Here is a 20,385-nt window from a genome sequence, read left to right on the forward strand (position 1 = left end):
AGAGTATTTAAGGTTTTATTACCGAACAATTTTAAAGCAAGCTGGCAGTGATAATTTTAGACAAAGTTCTCTTCAGGGGTGATGAAACGGGTAAGAAAAGAGGAATAGCGCTTCTACAACGCATTAATGAAAAGGCATACATTGAAGACTTGTTTAACTGAAAACAATTATGGAATTGTTGAGGTAATTGGATGGACAAATATTTAATCACTGGTGGAGCCGGGTTTATCGGCTCGAATTTGGCAGCTAGGGTTGTCGCTGCAGGAAGCTATGTTCAGATTGTAGATGATTTATCTATGGGGAAAAGGGAGAATATTGACTATTTAGATAAAGAAAGGCTTACGTTTCACAAAGAATCCATTACGAATTATGAGTTTATGCGGGAATTACTTATGCGTGAAAAGTTCGATTATATCGTATTACTAGGAGCAGTCGCAGGTGTGGCTGCTTCGGTTGAAAATCCGTATAAGACGCATCAGGTCAATCAAGAAGCTAACATTAATCTTTTTGAAACAATTAGAAAGAATAATTTGAAACCTAAAAAAATTCTGTTTGCATCTTCGGCAGCAGTGTATGGGAATAATCCAGAGTTGCCCAAAAAAGAAAGTTCACCAATTGAACCGTTAACGCCGTACGCAATCGATAAGTTTGCAAGTGAAAGATACGCATTAACTTATGGAAGATTGTATGGACTCCCAACGGTCGCAACGCGCTTTTTTAATGTATATGGACCAAAACAAAATCCAGCATCACTTTATTCAGGAGTATTATCAATTATTCTTAATTGTTTAAAAGAAAATAACCAATTTAAGCTTTACGGAGATGGGTCGCAGACGCGTGATTTTACCTATGTGGAAGATGTAGTAGATGCAATTTTGTTGCTTTTGCATAATGATTCTCTTGTAAATGATGTTTACAATGTTGCTACCGGCAACTCAGTGTCTTTAAATGAAGTCATCGGTATTTTTGAAAAGAGATTGCATCAGCAGTTAAAAGTGGAAAAGTTTCCTGAAAGACAGGGAGATATTAAGTTTTCAGAGGCTGATATCAGCAAAATTACTGCAGCGTCTTTCAAGGCAAAATATGCTATCTCAGCAGGTTTAGAAAAATATATTAATGGGGAATGATGTCGTTGGGTTTTAAGGGGGGATCACGTTTTGAGTGGGAAGATTAAGAGTAACTCTAGCGGATTCATCGCAAATACAGCTTTTAGGGCAATGAAGATCGGGAATTTATTATTGATGACCTTAAGTTTTGGATATGTCTGGTACAGCTTCTACGCTGACAAAGTGATCGCCCCTTTTTACGATCGGGGAAATCTTTTAATCTTAGTTACATTTATGTTGGTTTACTTTCTTTATGGAAGAACCTACGATGCTTTTGCAGTTGACATTTTAAAATTTTCAGAATTGGTGTACAGCCAATGCCTCTCCTTAATTGCCACGAATTGTATTATGTATCTAATCATCGCTGTTTTAAGTCGGCGCATTGTTAGTGCAATACCATTAATTAGCTGCTTATTAGTGCAGGTAGGTCTTTCCTTTATTTGGAGTTTATTTGCACGACGAATCTATATCAGGCTCTTTCCAATTAAGAAGACATTAGTGATTTATGATAAACATTCAGAGATAGGCAGCATGGTAGCTAAGCACGAATTAAAAAACATTTTTTCAGTCAAAAAAAATGTTACGGTGCAAGAACTGGGAGAAAATGTGACTTCGAAGTTTGAACAGATTGATGCGGTTTTTTTGATTAATATTCATAGCCACGTGCGCAATCAAATAATAAAAGAATGTGTTGCTCAGGACATATCAGTCTACATTCTTCCTCGTATCGGCGATGTTATGATGAGCGGTGCTGAGAAAATGCATATCCTGCACTTGCCGATTCTAAAAATAGCACGTTACAATCCCAAACCTGAATATATCATAATTAAGCGGTTATTCGATTTTTGTGCTGCAGGTGTGCTGTTCATACTGACATTACCCGTCTTTTTGCTAGTTGCCTTGGCTATTAAAAGTACAGATCAGGGACCAATTTTTTACAAGCAATGTCGGCTGACAAAGGATGGCAAAAAATTTAATGTTTTAAAATTCCGTTCAATGCGAGTTGATGCTGAAAAAGATGGGATTGCACGCTTGAGCACCGGTGATAAGGACACCAGAATTACTCCTGTTGGCAAATTCCTGCGTAAAGTCAGACTTGATGAATTACCACAGCTACTTAATATCATTAAGGGTGATATGAGTGTGGTGGGTCCACGACCAGAGCGGCCGGAGATTGCAAGGCAATATGAGAAAACATTGCCTGAATTTGCTTTAAGGCTGCAAGCTAAAGCTGGGCTTACCGGTTATGCACAAGTCTATGGGAAATACAATACAACTCCGTACAATAAATTGGAAATGGACCTAATGTATATTGCTAAACCAAGTCTTTTGGCAGATTTAAAAATCATCTTTGCAACAATTAAAATTTTGTTTATGTCTGAAAGTACCGAAGGAGTATCTGAGGAAAGCACAACTGCCGAAAAAATCAGTAAAAACTAGCAATAAAACAATCTTCTTGGGGCAACCTGCTTGATGCAGGTGGAACTTAATTGATTAGGCGATGCTTTAAAAAAGAAAACAAAGGAATCGATGTTCCAATTTTAGAAAGGGCTTTCACTAACTTGGCATGACTGTAAGGCTCACATTAAGTGGTGCATTTGAACTCTAGATCTTGTGAGAATTGAACTAGGGCTAAGGAAGAGTAGTTGCATTAAAGGGGGGACTAAAAATGCTTTATGGGGAGTACAGTATTTTGTTATCCGTATATGGGCAGGAACAGCCTGCATTTTTCCGAAAGGCTTTGAAAAGTATTTTAGAGCAGACTTTATTGCCTAGACAAGTCGTCTTGGTTGAAGACGGTTATTTACCAGAGCGGTTAATGAAAGTCATCGATGAATTTATAGCAAAAGCTGAATTTGAAATCACGATAGTTAAATTGGAAAAGACATATGATTTGGGACAAGCATTAGACAAAGGATTAAAAAAATGCAGTTGTGAGATTGTTGCCAGAGCAGATAGTGACGATCTTAATCTCTTTACGCGAATGGAGGGACAGTACAAGTATTTACAGGCTCATCAAAACGTTGCGGTGGTGGGCGCATATATCCAAGAATTTTATGAAGCTAATGGTGTTATCAAAAAGTTGGAGATTCGGAAGGTTCCGCTTGAGGCTGTTGCGATTGGGCGCTTTTCTAAAAGACGTAATCCGCTGAATCACATGAGTGTTATGTTTAGAAAAAGTGTCATTTCTAAATGTGGGGGCTATGTTAAAATGCTTCATTTTGAGGATTATTTTTTGTGGCTGAGAGTTTTGGCAAGGGGTTATCAAATTGTTAATTTACCTAAAGTAATGGTACTAGCAAGAACCGGGAAGAACTTTTACACGAAAAGGACCGGATGGAAATATTTTCGTGAAGAATTTAATTTTCAAAGGAAAATTTTGGCAGAACATTTTATCGGACCAACCATCTTTTTGGGGAATTTTTTTACAAGAGTCATTGTTAGGTTGTGTCCACCTAAGATAATGAAATTTGTTTATAAAGCATTAAGAAATTAGCGATATAAAGGAGATCTATTTTGGAAAGGGTTAAACAAATTCGAGTTCTTCAGTTGCCGGATACAATCCGAAAAAATAACGGCAGGATGCACGTTATTATGAATATTTACCGGCAAATAGACAGAAGCAAGGTTCAATTCGACTTTGCCTGTACCAAGGATGGTGGGGCGAATTTTGAAAATGAGATAAATGAGCTTGGCGGTAGAGTTTATTTCTTAGATAACAATAAGAAGATGGATATTTTGGCGGTATACGCTTTTGTGAAGGAGCTGTTAGCTTCGGGAAGATATGCTGCTATTCATTACCATGCTACTTCCCCTTGGGGTGTGGGACTAAGAGCTGCGAAACACCTTGGAGTACCTACTATTATAATGCACTCGCATAATAGTATGTGGGGGTCGACTAAGATTAAAGCAATTAGAAACCACTTGTTTAGCAGTGGTCTTGCTGGGGAGCCAACTATTAGAGTAGCTTGTTCCCAAAAGGCTGGCGCAGCTATTTTTGGCAAAAAAAAATACAGTGTCCTGAATAACGCAATTGATACAGCTAAGTATAAATTTGACGAGAAAAAAAGAAATACAGTTAGAAAAAAATTAAATTTAGATGCAAAAACGTTGCTTTTAGGTCAAGTTGGCAGATTGGCCAGAGAAAAAAATCAAATTTTCTCTTTAAACTTGTTGAAAGCACTGCTTGTCAAAAGAAGCGACACGCGCTTAATTTTTCTGGGTGAAGGGCCGATGCTTCAAAAGTTGAAAGAACTTGCTACAGAACTGGGTCTCTTTGAGAAAATAATTTTCGCGGGTCAAAGATCTGATTTGGAGATGTACTATGATGCCATGGATATTTTTTTATTGCCCTCTTTATACGAGGGCTTACCCGTGGCCGCAATTGAGGCGCAATGTTCCGGGTTACCTACTTTAATCAGTGATCGCGTTACAACTGAGACAAATGTTGGCTTAGCTGATTTTTTAAGTCTCAATCGTACAGATGAATGGGTTGAGCGGATCACGTTTCTTGCAAGTCAGCAAAGCAAACGCTCAGTGGGGGAAAAGCTGGTAACTGCTGGCGGTTATGCTGCGGTTGTTGAAGCTAAAAAATGGGAGCAACTGTACCTGCAAAAGTCTTTTTGAGGGGAGCTAGCGCACTTTGGAAGCTTTTTCGTGAAGCTCTGTTTTGGGGGAAGGAGGTTCTGGGAACTTGAAAGAAGTTGTTTCTATTATTGTTCCGGTCTATAACGTCGGGACCTACTTAAGAAAGTGTTTAAGCAGTATTCAGAAACAAACTTATGCAAACTTAGAAGTAATCTTGGTTAACGATGGTTCTACCGATAATAGCCGGGAAATCTGTGAGCAGTTCTGCATCACAGACCACAGATTTATGTTAGTAGACGAACCCAATCTAGGATTATCTGCTGCGCGGAATCATGGATTAAAAAAAGCGCACGGGGAATATGTTTATTTCGTTGACTCGGATGATTGGCTTGATTACAATCTTGTGTTTGAAGTGTTGAGTCTCTTCGAACGTTTTGAAACTAAGGTAGTTGCTTTTAGCTATTATGAAGTTTACAGCAATCAGAAGGTAGAATCTGCATATGTGAACCCGAAATTAGGAAAGGTTAATAGTGTTGAAGCGCTTCTTCATCTTTTTAAAGGGTCCTTTGGCAGTTATGTGTGGCGGTTTATCGCTAAACGAGAACTTTATACTCAAAATGAGATTACGTTTCCTCAAGGGCGCAACTTTGAAGATGTTGCGACTACTTATCAAGTCTTTGGGGCAGCTGGTCTACTGTATTTTTCTGCAAAGCGTCTTTATTTTTACAATCAGAGAAGTACCTCAATTACGCACGTTCATGATGCAAAAGACATTGATGACATGTTAAAGACGCTAGTCGAGATGGATAATTATATTGAACATAACTTTAAAGCAGTGCTGCCGGAATTGCGAAAGCTGCAATTCAACTTAATCTTTATGCTGCTAATTCGGATGCATGGTTGGAAAACTATTTCCAAAAATAAAATACCACGTCCTCGTTCAGCTAGTTCACAGTCGATAGAGAAATTAGTCGCGGTCTTGGAACAATTGCACCGGAAAACCGCTAAAAAAGATATGGACTACATGCGTCAGAGGATAAAATTAAGTGCCTTAAAATACCACCTTTTTCCTGTTTTGCTGCATGTCAAAAAATATGCGCATGTGTTTTGGGGAAGGAAGTGAAGTATGAATTCACAGAAAGTTTATGTTTTGCAAATCGGTATGACACCTAATCCAGGTGGGATTGAAGCGTATGTTATGAATTTATATCGAAAGATTGATAGGAATAAGGTCCAGTTTGATTTTATTGACTGGTGTGGCAAAGAAGACATTGCCTTCGGGGATGAGATTAAAAGGCTGGGGGGAAGCGTCTTCAAGATTCCCAGTCGTAAAGAAAATTACTTGGGGAACAAAAGAGCGCTTAACAGAATCGTGGCTTCTGGAAAGTATCGTTACACTTACAGTAACCTTAACTCACTCAGCAACATTCTGGGAATTACGGCAACTTACGGTGTGGCGCGGACTATTCCTATTATTCATGCGCACAACGATAACATCGAAAAAGGGTTATTCGTGGCTAAGCTGCTCGATCGCTTACACAAACCATATGTCAATCGGCAAAAGTGTGTCAGGCTGGCATGCAGCCAAAGTGCCGGGGAATGGATGTTTCCGCATCGAAAATTCAGGGTAATTGCCGATGCTATTGAGACTGCGGCTTTTAAGTATTCTGAGAAAACACGTCAAGCAGCTCGCCATAAACTGAGCTTGGAGAATAGGCTGGTAATTGGAAGTGTAGCACGATTTGGACCGCAAAAAAACCTGCTTTTTCTCGTAGATGTTTTTCATAAGATCTGTGAAGTTGAAAAACAGGCTGTCTTAATGCTGGTTGGAACAGGTGTACAAGAACCTCTGTTAAGACAAAGAGTCCATCAGTATGGTCTTGGCGAGAAAGTCCTGTTTCTGGGAGCACGGCATGACACCGCCAGCTTAATGCAGGCGATGGATCTGATGATTGCCCCTTCTGTTTTTGAAGGCTTTGGGATGTCAGTGTTAGAGGCACAGTGTGCAGGGTTACCGTGCTACGTTTCAGACGCTTTTCAAGATGAGGTAAGACAAACGCCGCTGGTCAAAAAAATGCCTTTAGAATTAGGAGCTGACAAGTGGAGCGGGCAGATTATTAGTGACTTGAAACTTAGAGACTTAGAAAAGCGAAGTTCGTATGCTGAAGTAATTAAGGAAAATGGATATGACAATACTGAGGTTGCTGCTGAGTTTCAAGCAAGGTTGCTAAGCGGATTTAAATAATTCAGTTAGAACAGTTGCGATTAATTGTAACAAGACACTCAATCTGCTGATGAAGGGGAAAAGCAAATGAAATTATCTATTATTATCCCAGTTTATAATGTAGCGGAGTACCTTGAAAAGTGTGTGACTTCGATTGTTGAACAAATTCGTACTCGAAATGACACAGAACTCATCTTGGTGGATGACGGTTCGAGGGATCGCAGTCCACAGATGTGTGATAATTATAGTGAACTGTATAAAAACGTAAAAACAATCCACCAAAAAAATGCAGGATCTGGAAGAGCTAGGAATACTGGAATTGAGTCTGCGCGTGGCACATATCTCTACTTCGTTGATCCGGATGATTACCTTACTATAAATACAGTTGCAGAAATTTTAAAGATGCTTGAAAAGCGGACCGCTTTATGTATCTTTGGTTACTGGGATGTTGATTACGTTACGAATAAAAAGGGCAAAAAAGCATTTAGTACCAGTCGAGTGCTGAGCAAGGCTTCTTTTCGAAAAAGCTTTGCGTCCCTGTTCAAGACTGAGATGCTCTACACTGTCTGGAATAAAGTGTACAGTCGGCAATTCCTGATAGAAAATAAGCTGTTTTTTGGAAATGCCTCTATGGGACAGGATGTGCGCTTCAATCTCGCAGTCTATGAGAAGGTCGAAAGCGTGTATCTTTCCAGTGAATGTTTGTACTACTATGTTCAAGATAGAAATGGTTCTTCTACTAGTAGATACAGGGAAAACAGCTTGCAGTTAAAAAGTGAGGAGCTTTTTATGCTGCAGGCGTTGTTAAACAAATTTGGCCTAGATGAACCAGCACTGATTGCACTGTTACACCGCAATATTTTTCTAGATGTGTCCAGACATATAATCGCCTGTGGGCTTCCCAGAAGGGATAAGATAAAAGAGCTAAGGAAAATATGTGCGTCTCAAGCATTTACCGAACTTGGAAAGGCAAAGTTTAAGCCAAGCATTAGCTGGTTACTTCTGTATAAGGGTCAGTACAATTTCTTGATTCTATATGTAAAAGCAAGACTGTATCTCCAAAGTAAATTAGACGGCTTATTGTACAGCATAGATTCCAAGTCAATGTAGCGAGAGTAACTGGTCTTTTTTGCAAGGGATAAATCCAGATGGGGCTTTGTTTATACTGCCAAAGCAAATGAGCTTATAGTAGTAAAGAAATTTGAAAAGCGCTACTATAAATTCAAGAAGCAAATTCAGGAAGCGCAACCCGCGTTTTGTGCTGTTTTGTTTTATCTTTTTTATCTTCATCATTAGCTGTACCTGCCGTTAGGGCTGGTATTTATACCGCCAAAGTTGGGGTGTCAATGTGAGACGGGTGCAGATAAAGGAGTTAACTAATGCCTTTCATAATGTTTTTGATTAATCCAATCCTATGGTTGCTTTCTATGATTGAATCCTTTTGTAAAAGCAGTCGCAGCAGTAAGTGGGGTGTAATTGTAGCAACTGCCATGGTTTTTTTCTTTCTGGGATACAGTATTGAACTGACGAATGCGAATGCTGACCTAGGGCAGTACTTCAGCTGGTTTCCTAATTATGAGAACGCTAACTATAGCTATTTATGGGATGAAGCTGTCAGTGAGAAAAACATTTTTGTGCTGCAACAGTTTATGCTGGCGTTTTTTGGAAAATTACATAATAATAATTTATTTACAGGATTTATTGTTACCGTTTTTTATCTGTGCTACATGTACATTGTAACGACGTATCTACAGAGAACTCGGTGGCAAGGGATACACTCAGTAAAAAAAGAAGCGGCCATTATTTTTGGCTTACTCATAATTTCATTCGGCTGGGTGCTGACTAGTGTTCGCAATCCAATGGCTAATGCCTTATTAGCCGTTGCAATTTTTAGAGATCTGGATCTCCACAAAAACGGAGCGGTCACCCTGTTATTTTACGTTATGGCGCTCTCAATGCATGTTGCGGTATTGCCAATTATCATCTGCAGAGTCTTGGTGGGGATCTTTTCCTCCAGATCACTGTGGCGCTGTGTACTCAGTGTTCTGGCGGGAGGAGTATTAATTTGTGTGGCGCTGTATTCTAACGTTACGAGTACAACCAGCGATAAAATCAGTACCTACGGCTTTGGCTCGAGTGGCGGCGGTTTTGCGGGATATGCCCGGTCTAGTTTTTATTACCAAGTAAACAGTTTATTTTTGCTGTTGTTGATGTTGTTAACGCTGGTTTTGATAACGATTCTTAAAAGGCAGCAGGCTCCCTTGGATAGAACTTTTCGCCGGTTTTTAACCACTGTTTCTGCACTTGCAATCTTAAGCTATTTTTCACCAACCCCGTTGATTGATCGCTATGGGATGTTTGTAGAAATTTTTATGCCGCTTTTGATAGTCAACATTAACTTTAGGCGTATAACAGAAAAGTTCAGAACATCATTTGCAGTTGGCTTGATTATGATTGGAATCTTTGGTTTCTTATGGCAGATAGCATTCTTAAGTTTTCAGATTAATATTGCGGGATTGATGGTCGCAATTGCGAAAAGCTGGTTTTCCTTGCTATAAAATGATGAGGCGCACATTAATTTCATTTAGTGGTAGATATAGTAGAGCATAATCTCTTTTTAAGCTAGGTAGATGCATTTGCACGTCGCTCTAAAAATTATGTGTTATTATATTGAAGTAATCTGTTTTACATATAAATTTCGCAATTATGGGTAATATAAGTTCACAATGCAAGATAAAAATGATTAATTTGAACTAAATCCCACGAAAATGTTGAACAGATTAGTGGATGCTCCAACAAGCTTTTTTTAGGATTTGTTCTTGTTGTTATGTGAAATAGCTGTTTGTCTGGGGGATATATTTTGAAAAAAGTCTTTAAGAACTTTATGTACCAAGCAACCTATCAGTTATTATTAATAATCCTACCGCTCATAACAATTCCCATTGTTTCTAATGCTTTAGGGGTTCGGGGAATCGGAATTTATAATTACGTAAATTCAATCATAACTTACTTTACCCTTGTTGCAGCGTTAGGTTTAGCTAACTATGGGATCAGAGAAATAGCTTCGGTGCGAGAAGATAAGCAGCTACTCTCAAGGAAATTTTCAGAATTACTCCAGTTTAACGTTATTGTGGCATTTTTCGTGGCAATCGTGTTTATTTTGTTTGTATTGTTAATTAAGCGCTATCAAATTTATTTTCTGATTTCCGGTCTAGCGATCATAGCCTGTATGTTTGATATTTCCTGGTTCTTTGCCGGAATTGAAGATTTTAAGGTCGTAACTTTAAGCAATCTGATTATTAAAATCATTTCATTTTTTTTGATCGTCTTCTTTGTTAATTCTGCCGCTGATTTATTTAAATATTTTTTGATCCAAGCGGTTAGCCTTGTTCTTTCTAATCTGGTGATGTTTTTCTTTTTAAAAGGCAAGACTCATTTGAGCAAGGTCACGTTGAAACAAAGCTTTTCACATTTTAAACCAGCAGTTAATTATTTTTATGGGAACCTGGCGATTTCTTTATATACTACAATGAGCAAGACCTTTCTTGGATTGATCGTCAGCGTTAGTGTAGTGGGATTATACAGTAACAGTATGCAGCTCTTAACCATGATTGTAACAATTATTACGACGCTGGACACAGTTTTGCTGCCGCGGTTAACGTATTTATTTGAATCAAATAAGATTGCAAAAATGATTAGTGTAATTGAACAAACATTTCACATCCAGTTATTTTTATCCATTCCAGCAATGTTTGGTTTAGTCGCGATAAATAACAAGTTGATTCCCTGGTTTTTTGGAAAGTCCTTCTTATATCTAACTTATACAGTCCCAGTTTTAGCTCCGCTAGTAATAATAATTCCGCTGGGGACTTCCATTATGCGTCAGTATTTAATGCCTAAGAATGAAATTGGAAAGTTTAATTTTTCGGTTTTTGTTGGGGCTGGGATTGGAGTGGCTGCTAACTTGCTATTAATTCCAATTTTTAAAATCTGGGGAGCCATTATTGCCTCACTCTTGTCTGAGATCGCGGTTGCTTATTTACGGTTACGGTACCTGTTTATGGAAACGTCTTTTAGCTTTTATAAGAGAAGGATCGCTGGATATTTTTTTTCAGGAATCGTTATGAGTTTAATAATTTGCTTTTTAACTTATAATTTTCCACCCACGATTACAACTACTCTTATCCAAGTGTTTATCGGGATACTAGTTTATGGTACGTTGACGTCGTTTTTAAAAATAAATCCTTTAATTAATATTATAAGAAGTGTTTTTAGAAAATAAATTTTTAAGGAGATGTTAATGCTATGTTAAGATATGATTTGTATCAAAACGGGTTAAGATTCTTGTCGCTTGTTCATCCGGAGTGGAATGTTAAGCTTTCGTTTCAACATGTTTTGAAAAGCAAAGTCAACTTGAAAAATCCAAAAACCTTCAATGAAAAAATATGCTGGTTAAAGCTATATGATTATCCGAACAACGCGTTAGTAATCAGATGTGCTGATAAAGTAAAAGTGCGGGATTATGTGCGTGAAAAGGGATTGGGAGACCTTTTAAATGAGGTTTATCAAGTCTGTGATACCCCTGATGAAATCAATTTTGACACACTACCAGATGAGTATGTAGTTAAATTAAATAATGACTGTGGCAGTACGCTTATCTGCCACAAAGGTACAGATATTGAGAAGATAAAAGCGAAATTGAATTCTTTAAAACGACGAAAATATTTTTTAGATACTGCGGAGCTGCATTATAGTAAAATCAAACCTAAAATAATCGTTGAAAAATTATTGAAAGGCGACAACCAAGCAGGCGTCTGCGACTATAAAGTGTATTGCTTTAACGGGATCCCTTATTATGTAATGGTTTGTTTGGATAGGCAGCAGGGCCACACCAGATTTTATTATTATGACAAGCAGTGGAATTTTTTAAGGGTGAATATTGATGGAAGACAGGCACCCAAAAATTTTAATATCCCCAAGCCAGTATACTTAGACCAAATGTTGAAAGCGGCGCATACTTTATCTGAGGATTTCAAGTTTGTTAGAACTGATTTCTACATTGCAAACAACAAGCTGGTTTTCGGTGAATTGACATTCTCACCTTCAGCTGGGATGGATGAGGATATAGATGGCGAGTTAGATCCTCTTTTGAGCAAGCACTTAGTATTATAGCATTCGGTGTTTCTAGGTATATTGCTGCAAGTTTGCTGGTGTGTTTGAATTTTAAAACTTGAACTGACGGCTTACAAATTAAAATTAAGAAGAGGTTGGGATTAGAGTTTTTGGTTTTTTGTCAGGGGCTGTAGGTATAGTCACTGCGTGCCTCATTATATTCTCTAGAGTGTCTTAAATGAGCTTATAGTTGGATTTTACGTACAATATATTATTATTAATTTGTGTTAAATTATCCATAATAGAGGGAATTTTAGCCTTGACGGCAATAAGTAAAAAAATAGGGGATTTTTTAAAAAATACTAATGAATTAGATACGTTGAAGTTGGACGATTTAGAAACTCAAAATTTATTTTCTGAAATGTTTTCAAAAAAAGATAAAAAATATACTAAGATTGAAGCATATTTTCGTGGGAAATTTGTTCAAGATAATACGGGGTTAGTAGCGTATACTTACAATCCTAATCCTAGAAAGGGATTTCAAGGAAACTTTGGTCAAAGAAAGGTATTAGAATATTCGTTGAAGAAATATGATATTAATGTACCTTTTCCTTTACCAGTGGAAAATATAACGGCAACATCATTAGGAAATGAGTTCATAGACCATTTAAAGGAAGAAATTTTTAATGTAGATTTTAATTATATACTTTCATTATTTTCAGAAGATAATATTTTAAGATACAAAGATAATGGTAAGATTCCTTTGTTTAACTACCAAGAGCCCCTTATCATTAATAATGAGGGGTTTAAAAAGATTATTGTTGTTGATAACGTTGAGGTAAAGGATTACTGGAGAATCTTTGGTAAGCCATTGGAAGATATAAAATTTCGTGTGTCCGAGGGAATAATGGGACCGTATTTAATTGATATAGATTTTGAAAATGCGTTTAGAATTGTGCGAAAGAGTAATCTTGTTATTATTAAAAATGCTACAAGTGCTAATGTAATTTACCTCTTAGACTTTGTCTCTTGTAATGAAAACAGTATTAAATTTGTTAAATTTGATTAATCATTTTTCTTTGTCCTTTCGATTCTGCGAATAATACAGTTAATTTTGCCACACTATTCATCAAGTTTAATACTTTATGAAGTGTATTAAGCTTTAATTGCGCACGTTTTTACGTGGGTGTTTTTGGGCGGTAAAATGCTGATTTTATCAATAATAAATTACGCAATTTTGAAAAGGGTAGGTATGTAAATGTAACTCAAAGGGTTGCAGGGAGATGGGGGTGATACGCAACCCAGTTTAAACAATGGGCACTTATTAATGAAAAACGAGATATCGAAAACTTTAAAGGCAGCACTATTAAAATGCATAACGAGAAAAAGAGATTAGTTCGAACAAAATGCCGAAGATCTCTTGAATGGTCTGCCAGTTATGGCAAAGGGGTATTCACGAATAGAGGAGAAGCGGAAGAAGAGGTTCTTTTTCTTTTAAATAAGGAAGATTGAGGTCGGGGCGAGAGAAGCCACGGCTTTTTATTTGTCATTTTTAAGAGCGTGCTTCATAACCAATGAAGAGTAAACAAGGAGAAGACTAATGGTGCGATTTGAAAATGACCAATTAAAACTTATCATATGGAGCAATGAACTAGATCACATTGCGTACAAAAACAGAGGATCAATAAACTAGTTCATCAGGACTTTTTAACTTTATGATACTAATTTTTGATCTGTCATTCACATAAGAGATTACATTTTTAGATTGCACATAACCCGTCTTCTGTTCTATAACGTTAGCCATCCCAGCGGCCATTCCATATTTTATTACTTGTAAATCATTAAAGCCTTGATCAATTGCATAAAGCATGCCGGCTACCGTAGAATCACCAGCGCCTTGAGTATTTATGGCGGATAAAGAATGTGTTTTAACAAAATAAAAAGAAGGATTTTTAAGGTGCACTTTAACAACTGCTCCAGTCGCTCCTAAAGAAGCAACTACTGTAGGTATTTTTTTTAAACGTTTATCCTGCAGGGCATATAAAGCTGATGTGGGATCTTCAGTTACTTTATACCCGAGAAAATCAGATAGTTCATCATTATTTGGCTTAATGATATCGGGTTGGCTAGATCCTTCTAGTGTTGAACACAAAGCTGATCCGGATGTATCTAAAATAATTTTAGCATTGGGTGCAATTGAGCGTAATTTTTTGATTAATGTGGAATATGCATTTTTAGGAAGCCCTGGAGCAATTGAACCATTTATTGAAATGGCAGTTAAGTTTTTCAAATGGTCTAATTGTTGCAGAAATAGATTAAAAGATTTATATGGGACAGGTATTCCAAGTTCGTTTAACTCAGTCTTTTTATTACGTTTATCGTAAATTTGATAACAGAAACGTGTCTCTCCTGGTGTTTGGATAAATTTATCTATTAGACCATATTGTTTTAGTTCTTTTTCTAGGATACTGAAATTTGTAATTCCTGCAAAACCAGCGGCTATTACTTTGTTTGCTTCTGACCCAAATAAAATTGAAGCAACACGTGCTGCGTTGATCCCCTTGCCGCCTACTACTTTTTGATGGCTTATTTCACGATTAGTTGCCCCTATCGTGAATTCTTCAGTACGATAGATAATATCAAGAGATGGATTAGTTGTAATAGTTAATATCATTTATGTTCCTTCTTTCCGACAATGACATTTGAAAATTGCTTATAATGGTTTAAATTTTCGCTAGATATCTCTGAATCAGTAATTATACCGTCAACATCATCAAGTGATAAAAAACTAAATCGATCCGCTTTACCGAATTTTGTATGGTCACATACAACATAGACTTTTTTAGATCTTGAAATTGCGGATTGTTGAACATTTCCTTCGGATAAATGGGAAGTTGTAACGTTATTTTCCCAGATACCATTGGTACTAATAAAAGCAATATCAAATACATAATTTCTCAAAGAGTTTTCTGCAACAGGTCCAATAAATTCATTAGTAGTTTTATGGTATGACCCTCCAGTGAGGACAACATCTATATCCTTATTAACTAAATAACGAAATGCCAAATCCGAATTGGTGATGTATTGAACCATGTCATCTTTAGGTAGGAAGTTTAAGCTTGCAAAAATAGTGGTTCCAGCACCAAGATAAATGGTCATCTTTGGATTTATGAGATCAGCTATTTTATGCCCAATTTCGAGTTTAGGCTTTTTTTGTAATTCACGTTTTTCAGTTGTAGTTCTTTCAGTTACTAAACTTGCACCTCCATAGACTCTGATGAGAAGCCCATTTTCTGATAATTCTTTTAAGTCTCTACGGATTGTCATTGCGGCAACTCCAAGTTGTTTCGCTATAGTAGTAGTTGCCAAATGTCCTGTACTGGATGAACTAAGTAAATTTATTATCTTTTTTTGTCTATCTTGTTTAAGCATCTAATCACCTCTAACTTCTGTTAATTATATTATGCAAAATCAAAATGTTCAAGTATGTTCTACTTGTTTTTTTAATATATTTACTTATTTTTACTGTAAAACTATATTCTTTTGATTATATAGAGATAGATGTGACTTAGAAATAATTTTATAAAAGTGTTGACTATCGTAAAGAAAGCGTTTACTATACTAATTGAAACAAAGTCAAACATATTTTTAAGAGGTGAACACAAAAGAAAGAAGGTAAAGTAATGTATGAATCAATGTTTAGTAAGAGTTTGGTCAATCTAAATGTTTGTGTAAATAATGCAGATGAATTGTTCGACTTTATTGGAAAGGATGCACATGAGAAGGGATTTGCTAATGAGAATTATGTGAGGGGGTTGAAAAAAAGGGAGGCACAGTATCCAACTGGATTAATTTTTTCTGATATTAAGTTAGCTTTGCCACATGTTGATTCAATCTATATTAATAAACCATTTATTTATGTTGCAAAAAACGCGTTTCCACTTAAATGGTTTCAGATGGGAGATTCTAAAGAAATGGAAGTAAACAACTTTCTTTTTCTCGGAATCAAAGAACCTCAGAAACAAGTGGGCCTTCTATCATCAATAATTGCATCTTTTCAGGATAAATCATTTGTTGATGATTTTAAAAAAATTGATACTTCTGATGTGATGGTAAAGCTAATGATTAATAAATTTGCACAAATAGCTGTATAAGTTATTTAGTTAGGAGAGATTAATATGAAAATAATTTTAGTATGTTGTGGTTCTGGGGTTGCTACTAGTCCACAAGTAGCTAATAAAATTAATGATTTTTTGGCTGATAAGGAACTTGATGATGTAGTACAGGCCGAGCCGCATCCTGTAGAAACTGCTAAGTCACGTATCGAAACCAACCCAAACATTATTGTTTATGTTGGCATTGCGCCAGCAGATGATGATTTACGTGAAACTATTGAAGAAAATAATGTTACTGAAATTGTAGGGGTTCCATGGCTCACAGGCATAGGTGAAAATGAAGCAAATGCAAAAGTGCTTGCAGCTGTAGAACTAGCAACACAAAAACCAACTCAATGAAGAGGTGAGAGTGTATGAATTGGAATAGTATTGTTCAAGCTATTTTATCACCAGGTCCATCAGTTGTTATTTCTATATTAATTATGATCCTAGGTTTATTTTTTGGTATGAAAGTATCTAAAGCGGTTCTTTCAGGACTCTATTTAGGTGTGGGCTTCATAGGCATGTCAATGGCAATTAACCAACTAGTTACAATCGTTACGCCTGCTACTAAGGCTTTGGCGAAAAATACGGGTATTAATTTACCTGCGGTTGACTTTGGCTGGACTGGAGCTTCAGCCATTACATGGGCTTGGGCTGTAGCATTTGTATTTTTTGCAATTGAAATTGGTGTGAATTTAGTGATGTTAGTCACAAAAACTACAAATGTTGTTAATGCAGATATGTGGAATGTCTGGGGATTAGCACTTACTGGTTATATGGTTTACTTTGCAACAGGAAGTTATATATGGGCGTTTATCGCGGGTGTAATACAAGCCATAATTAGTTTAAAGCTTGGAGACATGTGGAGCGAAGAAATTGAAAATATGTTAGGTTATCCAGGCATTACAGTCCCTCATATTGAAGCATTCACTGCTATTATTATGTGGCCTGTAAATAGATTAATGGACTTTATTCCAATATTTAACTATAGATGGAGCGCAAAAGAACTTAAAAAGAAAATCGGCATTTTATCAGAGCCGGTTGTTATGGGATCGATTATCGGGTTAATTATTGGTCTTGCTGGCCGCTACACTATTGCTAACGCCTTAAGCTTAGCTATTACAGTAGGAGCGGTTATGGCTATTTTTCCAGTAATGGCTAAATTTTTTATGGATTCATTAACTCCGTTCGGTACAACAATGAGTAATTTCATGAAAAATCGTTTTAAAAATAGAGAATTTGTTATTGGTCTTGATTGGCCTGTGTTAGGTCAGAGTACTGAACTATGGGTTACTATGGTTGTATTAATTCCTGTAAGTATTGCTTTTGCAGCGATTCTTCCTGGAAATCAAGTCCTTCCTATCGCTGGCGTTATTAATTACTGTTTGGGTGTTGGGGGACTTCTGTTAACTGGAGGTAACTTACTACGAATGTTAGTTTTGGGTATCATTTATCAGCCATTATTTTTATATGGCAGTACCTATTTTACTAATGTATTCACTAAGTTAGCCCGAGATACAGGAGCTGTAAATGTTCCAAAGGGAAGTTTAGTTTCTTGGAGTTCTATTGAAGCTCCTGATCTACGTTTCTTGATGAGTAAGGCTTTTACTGGAAATATTTTTGCTTGGATAGGATTAGTTAGTTTGCTAATACTATTCTGGTTTGTCTATCGATCCTTTAAGAAAAATCCAGTGCCATCAAAGAAATATAAGGAACAACTCATCAAAAAAAATCCTAAAAGTGTAGTAGCTAAATAATTAAAATAAAAAGGTGATGTTGTAGCAATGCCAGATTTGGGAAAAAGTAAAAGAATTTGGACATTTATAAGTTTTATAACTTTCATATTATTTGGATTAGCTGCTTTATTACACCAGTATTGGATTAATATATTTGTTATTATTTTTGGCCTGCTGATTAAGTACTATGGATCAAATGTGTTATTTACTAAAGGCAAGGAGAGACGAAAGTATCTGAAACAAAAACTTATAGAAGCACGTGTGATTTCAATTAAAAAGCAAAAATGAAGGGAAGGTAATAGTTATGATCAAAGCACCAGATGGACGTATTATTTTTGAACACGAACGCCAAGACTTAGCCAAGCTTGTTAATATTACTATGAAACGCAATGATACTAATGTTGCGGGAGGAAACTTTTCGTTTAAAGTTAGAAATGATGATGGTAAAGATTACATTATTATGACACCCACGATGATGTCGCAGGCTTATCTTGGAGAATTGAATCCAGAACAAATTTTAGTTGTTGAACCGCATACTCGCAGGATTATCGCTGGGGAAGGAAAATTGACTCGTGAAATTAACCTTCATGAAGGAGTTTATGATGCTAATCCAGATATTCGGTCGGTTTTTCATTCTCACGCAAAGAATAGTATGTTTTGGGCTACGAGTGGTTTAAATGAACCTAACATTACTGAAGCAACTCAGAAGCTTAAAAAAATAGAATCATTAAATTATGAACCAAACTGTTCCGAGCCACTTGCTGACCTTGTTAGTGATAAGATTCGTGAAATTGGCGACGCTGGATTAATGCATTTATATTTGCTTAACAGTCATGGTATTTTGGCTACTGTCGGGAAAAAAGATGAAATTATGGATGGTCTGTCAGCTGTTCATCAGGCTCTAGCAATTGTGGATACTGCTGAATGGAACGCAGAAATTGCTTATAAACAGGCAGTCTTTCAAAGCCTTGGAATTATAGACGGCTTTTATTCTGAAAGTTCTAGAGTAGGTACATTGAAGGATTTAGTTGCTGGCAAAGCCATTTATAATAAAAATGCGGGTCAGGGAGTAACGAAGTACTCTAACTCTAAAGCAGTTACTGTGAATGGTGATTAATGTAATACTATTAATTAATAAAGCATATTTTTCCGCTCTTTAAAATGAATAACTTTATAAATAGTCTAAGTTGCAAGTTTTCAAAGTGAAAAAAGAGGCAATCAATAAAATTTTTACCATGAAATTTATGACTTAGTCTGGTATAGAGAAAACTAAAATAACTTAATATGGGATAAAATAAACTCATCATAATATTACTTGCAAAGCATCAAAAAATTGATTAATTGTTTAAGGCGTTCCAGTTACTGTTGAACTACGAGTGACTTAATTAAATTTTAGAGTATCTATTGACAGACGGGAATCTAAGTCCTACAATGAAAGCGTAAACATTAATAGGAATTGTTACAGGTATTGCTGGCATAACCTACTAGATTTTGTGGATTCTTTTTTAAGAATCTTCACATGATTTAGTGGGTTTTTTGTTTTATAAATTAAGGAAGGTGAAAATCTTAGTAGGTATAAAAACATATGAGTGAAAGGGGATGTAGGCTCAGGTGATTATAAAGAAAAGATTAAATAATAATGCAGTTTTAGCAATTAATGAAAACGGCATAGATATTATTTTGGCAGGTAACGGAATTGGTTTTAATACTAAAAGAGGACAAGAAGTTGATAAAGATAAGATCGAAAAAATTTATAAATTAGATACTCAAGATAATCAGAATAAGTTAATTCAAGTTGTTACGGAAATACCTTATGAATATTTAAAGTTTACTGATAGCATAGTGAGAAAATTAAAAGAAGTTTTGCAAATTGAGTTAAATGATAATATCTATATCGCGCTTACAGATCATATCTATTTTGCAGTAACGCGCTTTAAAGAAGGAGTGGGCAGTATTAATACTTCTTTATTGTGGGATGTCAAAGATATTTATCCTAATGAATATAAAGAAGCAGTTAAAATACTTGAAAAAATAAATGACTTCTTTAAAGTTGCTATTCCAAGTGAAGAAGCACGAATGTTAACATTTCACATCGTTGATAATTTTAAAGGTAATTACAAAAAAATTGATATGGGAGTGGCCATCAAAACAATTACCGATATCTTGAACATAGTGAAATATTATTTCAACATTGAATATAACGTTAATTCCTTTAACTATGTGCGGTTTGTAATACATCTTAGATTTTTAACAAAGAGAATTTTGTATGGGGAAAAAGAAGATGAAAACACACTATTCTTTTACGATCAATTACCTCAAAAAATGCCACGAGCATTTAAATGTACGCTAAAGATAACAGAATATATAAAGAAAACACGTAAAGTTGAATTGTCAAAAAGTGAACAGGCGTATTTAACAATTCATATTCAAAGAATTATTTTAAATAATAAATGATAGAAGGT

Annotated in this window: 19 protein-coding genes; 17 read left to right on the plus strand and 2 right to left on the minus strand. The window is 36.0% G+C overall.

The window, feature by feature from the left end; translation table 11 throughout:
- Positions 1-191 precede the first annotated feature (191 nt).
- The 11 genes from FD50_RS05000 (at position 192) to FD50_RS05055 (ending at position 13,099) form a co-directional block, all read left to right on the plus strand.
- Complete coding sequence (locus tag FD50_RS05000) at positions 192-1,127, plus strand: NAD-dependent epimerase/dehydratase family protein (RefSeq protein WP_056960651.1); 936 nt, start codon at positions 192-194, stop codon at positions 1,125-1,127.
- 30 nt (positions 1,128-1,157) lie between these two features.
- Positions 1,158-2,546, plus strand: a complete 1,389-nt coding sequence (locus FD50_RS05005; protein ID WP_235803442.1) for an exopolysaccharide biosynthesis polyprenyl glycosylphosphotransferase — start codon at positions 1,158-1,160, stop codon at positions 2,544-2,546.
- Between the two features lie 229 nt (positions 2,547-2,775).
- Positions 2,776-3,603: a glycosyltransferase gene (locus FD50_RS05010; protein WP_056960652.1), complete on the plus strand. Its 828-nt coding sequence runs from the start codon at positions 2,776-2,778 to the stop codon at positions 3,601-3,603.
- 20 nt (positions 3,604-3,623) lie between these two features.
- Entirely contained in the window at positions 3,624-4,733 is a 1,110-nt protein-coding gene (locus FD50_RS05015; protein ID WP_056960653.1) for a glycosyltransferase, read from the plus strand.
- Between the two features lie 67 nt (positions 4,734-4,800).
- On the plus strand, positions 4,801-5,817 hold the full coding sequence (locus tag FD50_RS05020; protein WP_056960654.1) for a glycosyltransferase family 2 protein: 1,017 nt from the start codon (positions 4,801-4,803) through the stop codon (positions 5,815-5,817).
- Between the two features lie 3 nt (positions 5,818-5,820).
- Positions 5,821-6,939: a glycosyltransferase gene (locus FD50_RS05025; RefSeq protein ID WP_056960655.1), complete on the plus strand. Its 1,119-nt coding sequence runs from the start codon at positions 5,821-5,823 to the stop codon at positions 6,937-6,939.
- Between the two features lie 66 nt (positions 6,940-7,005).
- Positions 7,006-8,028, plus strand: coding sequence for a glycosyltransferase family 2 protein (locus FD50_RS05030; RefSeq protein WP_054756807.1), 1,023 nt, complete (start codon positions 7,006-7,008; stop codon positions 8,026-8,028).
- A gap of 269 nt (positions 8,029-8,297) precedes the next feature.
- Complete coding sequence (locus tag FD50_RS05040; RefSeq protein ID WP_056960656.1) at positions 8,298-9,476, plus strand: EpsG family protein; 1,179 nt, start codon at positions 8,298-8,300, stop codon at positions 9,474-9,476.
- A gap of 302 nt (positions 9,477-9,778) precedes the next feature.
- On the plus strand, positions 9,779-11,200 hold the full coding sequence (locus tag FD50_RS05045; protein WP_056960657.1) for an oligosaccharide flippase family protein: 1,422 nt from the start codon (positions 9,779-9,781) through the stop codon (positions 11,198-11,200).
- A 23-nt stretch (positions 11,201-11,223) separates the two neighbouring features.
- Positions 11,224-12,090, plus strand: a complete 867-nt coding sequence (locus FD50_RS05050; RefSeq protein WP_056960658.1) for an ATP-grasp fold amidoligase family protein — start codon at positions 11,224-11,226, stop codon at positions 12,088-12,090.
- 190 nt (positions 12,091-12,280) lie between these two features.
- The gene (locus FD50_RS05055) at positions 12,281-13,099 is read left to right on the plus strand and encodes a hypothetical protein (protein ID WP_056960659.1); all 819 of its coding nucleotides are present in this window, start codon (positions 12,281-12,283) and stop codon (positions 13,097-13,099) included.
- Positions 13,100-13,711: 612 nt separating this feature from the next.
- On the opposite strand, the gene FD50_RS05060 is transcribed toward FD50_RS05055, so the two are convergent.
- Together FD50_RS05060 and FD50_RS05065 are read right to left on the minus strand one after the other, a co-directional pair.
- The gene (locus FD50_RS05060; protein ID WP_056960660.1) at positions 13,712-14,704 is read right to left on the minus strand and encodes a 1-phosphofructokinase family hexose kinase; all 993 of its coding nucleotides are present in this window, start codon (positions 14,702-14,704) and stop codon (positions 13,712-13,714) included.
- Positions 14,701-15,462, minus strand: coding sequence for a DeoR/GlpR family DNA-binding transcription regulator (locus FD50_RS05065; RefSeq protein ID WP_054756835.1), 762 nt, complete (start codon positions 15,460-15,462; stop codon positions 14,701-14,703). The genes FD50_RS05060 and FD50_RS05065 overlap by 4 nt, the downstream gene beginning before the upstream one ends.
- Before the next feature lie 251 nt (positions 15,463-15,713).
- Here FD50_RS05065 and FD50_RS05070 point away from each other — a divergent pair, with 251 nt between their 5' ends.
- The 6 genes from FD50_RS05070 (at position 15,714) to FD50_RS05095 (ending at position 20,377) form a co-directional block, all read left to right on the plus strand.
- Positions 15,714-16,184, plus strand: coding sequence for a PTS sugar transporter subunit IIA (locus FD50_RS05070; protein WP_056960661.1), 471 nt, complete (start codon positions 15,714-15,716; stop codon positions 16,182-16,184).
- A gap of 24 nt (positions 16,185-16,208) precedes the next feature.
- On the plus strand, positions 16,209-16,544 hold the full coding sequence (locus tag FD50_RS05075; protein ID WP_056960662.1) for a PTS sugar transporter subunit IIB: 336 nt from the start codon (positions 16,209-16,211) through the stop codon (positions 16,542-16,544).
- A gap of 14 nt (positions 16,545-16,558) precedes the next feature.
- Positions 16,559-17,944, plus strand: coding sequence for a PTS galactitol transporter subunit IIC (locus FD50_RS05080; protein ID WP_056960663.1), 1,386 nt, complete (start codon positions 16,559-16,561; stop codon positions 17,942-17,944).
- 27 nt (positions 17,945-17,971) lie between these two features.
- A complete protein-coding gene (locus FD50_RS05085) occupies positions 17,972-18,211 on the plus strand; it encodes a hypothetical protein (RefSeq protein ID WP_056960664.1) in 240 nt (79 codons plus the stop codon).
- Between the two features lie 16 nt (positions 18,212-18,227).
- Positions 18,228-19,040 carry a class II aldolase/adducin family protein gene (locus FD50_RS05090; protein ID WP_054756837.1) on the plus strand — a complete coding sequence of 271 codons (813 nt, stop codon included), beginning with the start codon at positions 18,228-18,230 and terminating at the stop codon, positions 19,038-19,040.
- Between the two features lie 494 nt (positions 19,041-19,534).
- Complete coding sequence (locus FD50_RS05095; protein WP_056960665.1) at positions 19,535-20,377, plus strand: PRD domain-containing protein; 843 nt, start codon at positions 19,535-19,537, stop codon at positions 20,375-20,377.
- Positions 20,378-20,385 lie beyond the last annotated feature (8 nt).

Origin of the sequence: Liquorilactobacillus satsumensis DSM 16230 = JCM 12392 (genome assembly GCF_001435195.1) — a bacterium.
GTDB classification, from domain to species: domain Bacteria; phylum Bacillota; class Bacilli; order Lactobacillales; family Lactobacillaceae; genus Liquorilactobacillus; species Liquorilactobacillus satsumensis.